The organism is Microcystis sp. M49636_WE2, assembly GCF_030065375.1.
GTDB lineage: Bacteria > Cyanobacteriota > Cyanobacteriia > Cyanobacteriales > Microcystaceae > Microcystis > Microcystis aeruginosa_C.
In genome coordinates this window covers 1-3665 of the sequence record NZ_JASJFG010000665.1, presented here as the reverse complement: position 1 = coordinate 3665, position 3665 = coordinate 1, and the positions used below count along the sequence as shown (strand labels likewise).

The window sequence follows — 3665 nt, the reverse complement described above, 5'->3', positions numbered from 1 at the left end:
CAACAAGCTTTAGTGGTTGCTTCCTATATCTTGAAACAGCGTCTAGCAGGAAAAAAGCGTTTTCCCTTAGTTTTAATGCTAGAACCCCTATTTCGCTGTAATTTAGCCTGTACTGGCTGCGGTAAGATTCAACATCCCCCGGAAATCCTCCGCAATCATCTCACCCCGGCAGAATGTTTCGCAGCGGTGGAAGAATGCGGGGTTCCCGTGGTTTCCATCCCCGGAGGCGAGCCGCTTTTACATCCACAAATCGATGAAATTGTCAAGGGGTTAGTGGACAGAAAAAAATTTGTCTATCTCTGTACCAATGCCCTGTTATTGGAAAAAAGCCTAGATAAATTTACTCCTTCACCCTATCTTACCTTTAGTGTCCATCTGGATGGTCTCAAAGCACATCACGATCGCTGTGTGGATCGAGAGGGAGTATTCGATAAGGCAGTACAAGGGATTAAAGCGGCGAAAGCGAGAGGTTTTCGGGTTACTACTAATACCACGGTTTTTGAAGGCACAGAACCGCGAGAAATGCAGGAATTTTTTGATTTTCTCGCTACTTTGGGTATCGATGGCATGATGATTTCCCCCGGTTATAGTTATGAGTGGGCCCCGGATCAAGATAGTTTCTTGAAACGGGAGCAAACCAGAGCTTTATTCCGAGAAATTCTCTCACCCTGGAAATCAGGTCAGAAAAAGTGGAATTTTAACCATAATCCTCTCTTTCTCGATTTTCTCATCGGTGAACAGGACTATGAATGCACTCCTTGGGGTAGTCCTAGCTATAGTCTTTTAGGATGGCAAAAACCCTGTTATCTGCTCAACGAAGGTCATTACAAAAGCTTTCGGGAACTTTTAGAAGAAACCAATTGGGATAACTACGGTCGGGCCAGTGGCAATCCGCAATGTGCCGATTGTATGGTACATTGCGGCTATGAACCGACCGCGGCCATGGCAGCTTTTAAACCGGCTAATATGGGACGTGCCATGCAGAGTTTAATCGGAGTCTAATCTAGGGTCTGCTGAATAAATCTAAAAACCTTGTTGGATAAGAATTTTAGACTTTTTTCCCATCAAAAAGTGCCAGACCTTGGGGGGATCGGGGGGGAAATTTAGGCTCTTTTTCCCTGAAAATTAGGTAATTGACCCCCTGAAAATGGGTAAAACCCCACACCCCACACCCCACACCCTACCCCCAGGAAAAACTTTTTGCCGCAGACCCTAATCTAAACTGATTCTAACCAGACGGCGGGGACTTGACTAGGGCGATCGGGTAATTGCATCCACCCCATTTCGCACAGACGAATTACCGAACTTAATTTTTCTACCAAAGCGGGATCGAAACGAATCCCGCTATAATTTTGACAGTGCTCTAGGGCCTCTCCTAAATCTAGAGCTAGTCGGTCGCCTCGCGGTTGAGTTAATTCCTGAAAATAGGCTGATAATCCTAAAATTCGCGACTCTAGGCTGATTTCTTCCCCTTTTAAACCGTTGGGAACCCCGCTACCATCCCAGTATTCAAACTCATGGTAAATAATCTGTTGAATTGGGGCTAATTCGGGCATAGTGGCGAGTAATTGTGCGCCTAACACCGATCGATCCCGCCAAAATAACGCATTTGCTCCCTCTAACTGACTGGCACGCTGTCTAAAAACTTCGATCGGAGCCTCCGCTAGACCGATGCGGTATAATAAACCGGCTAATCGTAAGCGTCGTAATCTTAGGGTGGGTAAATCGAGCAATTGTCCCAACATTTCCGCTAAAGCGGCCACCTGTAGGGAAGCGAGGGGATTATCAATATCTCTTTCATCGACTTTTTGAGCCATTCTGAGAAAAGCTTGCAGTTTATTAGCGGCCAAATTTTTATTTAAACGGGATGCTTGTCCTTCTAAGTCGCTTAATTCTCGCGTTTGTCTGCTGACGGTGACTAACTGCTGTTGACTGGTTTGCAGATAGGTGACAATGCGAGAGACTACTCCCGTTAAATCCGTGGGAATGGGATTAATATTTTGACTAATTTCCTGCTGTTGTCTGCTTAAATCGGCCGCTAGACTGGGATTATAAGGATGCAGACGCTCAATTAAGATCCTAGCGGCTTTTTCGACTAAATCGCGATCGAATGTCCATAAACCGTAGAATTTTCGCTCCGTGTCTATTTGGGGTTGACTATCGGACTGGTATTCTTCCGGGGATAACTCATGACAGAGTACCATGGAGGCGTAATCGGGGGAAAGAATGATTAAATTCCACTCATTAACCAAACTATCGCTATTATCTAAGTTAACTAGCGAAACATTCTCTAAACTGCCGGTTTTATGCTCAGAAAAACCACTATCGGCCACGGCAGCGATCGCAATATGACGAGAAGAGCGAGCAATATCTAAATAGCGCTCGGCCTCCTGTAAATACCATTTTCCCTGTTGAAAGGTGACTAAGACCAGTGGTTTATTTGTACTATCAGGGCTGCTAGTTTGCAAGATATGATCTTCAAGAGCATGACACAGAGCCACCAGGGTATTCTTAAAATAGACCCCGTAACTGCTGGGTAATCGTCCCGATGAAGCTCTTTTTAACTGTTGTAAACTGGATTCTACGGTCATAAGTGGCAAGATTAGGGGAAATGGGGAGAAGGGTGTGGGGTGTGGGGAGAGGGAATTATGAATTATGAATTATGAAGTGGGGAGACGGAGTAGGGGAGCAGGGAGAAAAAACTGATTACTGATTACTGATAACTGATTACTGTCTCCTCATAGCTTTTTACTTAATTTTATGACCTTAGTGATTTGTACGGGTTTTCATGATTCTAGATTGACCGAGGATTTTTTAGGACATCTGGGGAGCAAATCGGTCAAATTACGTCCCTATATTATTATTTCTCCTTTTTCTTGCTTAAATGAAGCTTTTTCACTGGGAGAAGACCTAACCTTAATTGGGTTTAGTGCGGGGGTGGTAAATGCGATCGCTTTAGCTCATTATTGGCAAGCTCAAGGGGCGAAAATTCGAGCTTTAATCGCTCTGGACGGATGGGGAGTGCCATTAATCGGTAATTTTCCCATTTATCGCCTTAGTCACGATTATTTTACCCATTGGAGTTCCTGTTTATTGGGTAGCGGTCAAGAAAATTTTTATGCAGATCCCCCTGTAGACCATCTTAGCCTCTGGTCGTCCCCCGATCGAGTAACTGGTTGGTCTGTCAATGGTAATTTTGTCCAACGCACCACAGCGTTAACTTTTTTATCTCAAATCGGTTAGGCGAGAATCAATTAAGTATAATTGGCTAGTCGCCTCCCTATCTTTCCTATTTCTTTACCGCTGCTGACTCATGAGTACATCAGTTCTGAGTTCTTCGATTCTCTTGGTGGGAATTGAGGAGAATATCGCTAAACTAGCCAGTGCGGACTTGAAAGAAGCGGGTTATCGTCCCCTGATTGTGCCTAGCATTGATATCGCTTTTCCAGAAGTGCAAAGTTGGCAGCCAGCGATGATTATACTCGATCGCTTCCTGGCGGAGGAAGCGGGTGTGACTTTTTGTCGTCGTTTACGTTCCCAGGGAAGTCGCGTTTATATTATTTTGTTAGTATCTCAAGAAACCCTAGAAGAACGTCTCGCCTGTTTGGAAGCGGGAGCCGACGATTATTTTCTCAAACCCTATAATTCGCAATCTTTTCTCAAAT

Annotated in this window: 4 protein-coding genes; 3 read left to right on the top strand and 1 reads right to left on the bottom strand. The window is 44.6% G+C overall.

Annotation, left to right across the window (positions count from 1 at the left end; all coding sequences use genetic code 11):
• A partial coding sequence (gene hpnH, locus PX484_RS15385; RefSeq protein ID WP_288104572.1) for an adenosyl-hopene transferase HpnH occupies positions 1-1002 on the top strand: 1002 nt, incomplete at its 5' end.
• A 215-nt stretch (positions 1003-1217) separates the two neighbouring features.
• On the opposite strand, the gene PX484_RS15380 is transcribed toward hpnH, so the two are convergent.
• Positions 1218-2591, bottom strand: coding sequence for an HD domain-containing phosphohydrolase (locus PX484_RS15380; protein WP_287767580.1), 1374 nt, complete (start codon positions 2589-2591; stop codon positions 1218-1220).
• 169 nt (positions 2592-2760) lie between these two features.
• Here PX484_RS15380 and PX484_RS15375 point away from each other — a divergent pair, with 169 nt between their 5' ends.
• The gene (locus PX484_RS15375) at positions 2761-3243 is read left to right on the top strand and encodes a hypothetical protein (RefSeq protein ID WP_002803156.1); all 483 of its coding nucleotides are present in this window, start codon (positions 2761-2763) and stop codon (positions 3241-3243) included.
• 70 nt (positions 3244-3313) lie between these two features.
• Positions 3314-3665: response regulator (locus tag PX484_RS15370; RefSeq protein ID WP_288104568.1), on the top strand; the 352-nt coding region annotated here is incomplete at its 3' end.

Coding starts and splice junctions, on each gene's coding strand:
- PX484_RS15380 (WP_287767580.1), bottom strand. CDS start 2,591: ATGACCGTAGAATCCAGTTTACAACAGTTAAAAAGAGCTTCATCGGGA.
- PX484_RS15375 (WP_002803156.1), top strand. CDS start 2,761: ATGACCTTAGTGATTTGTACGGGTTTTCATGATTCTAGATTGACCGAG.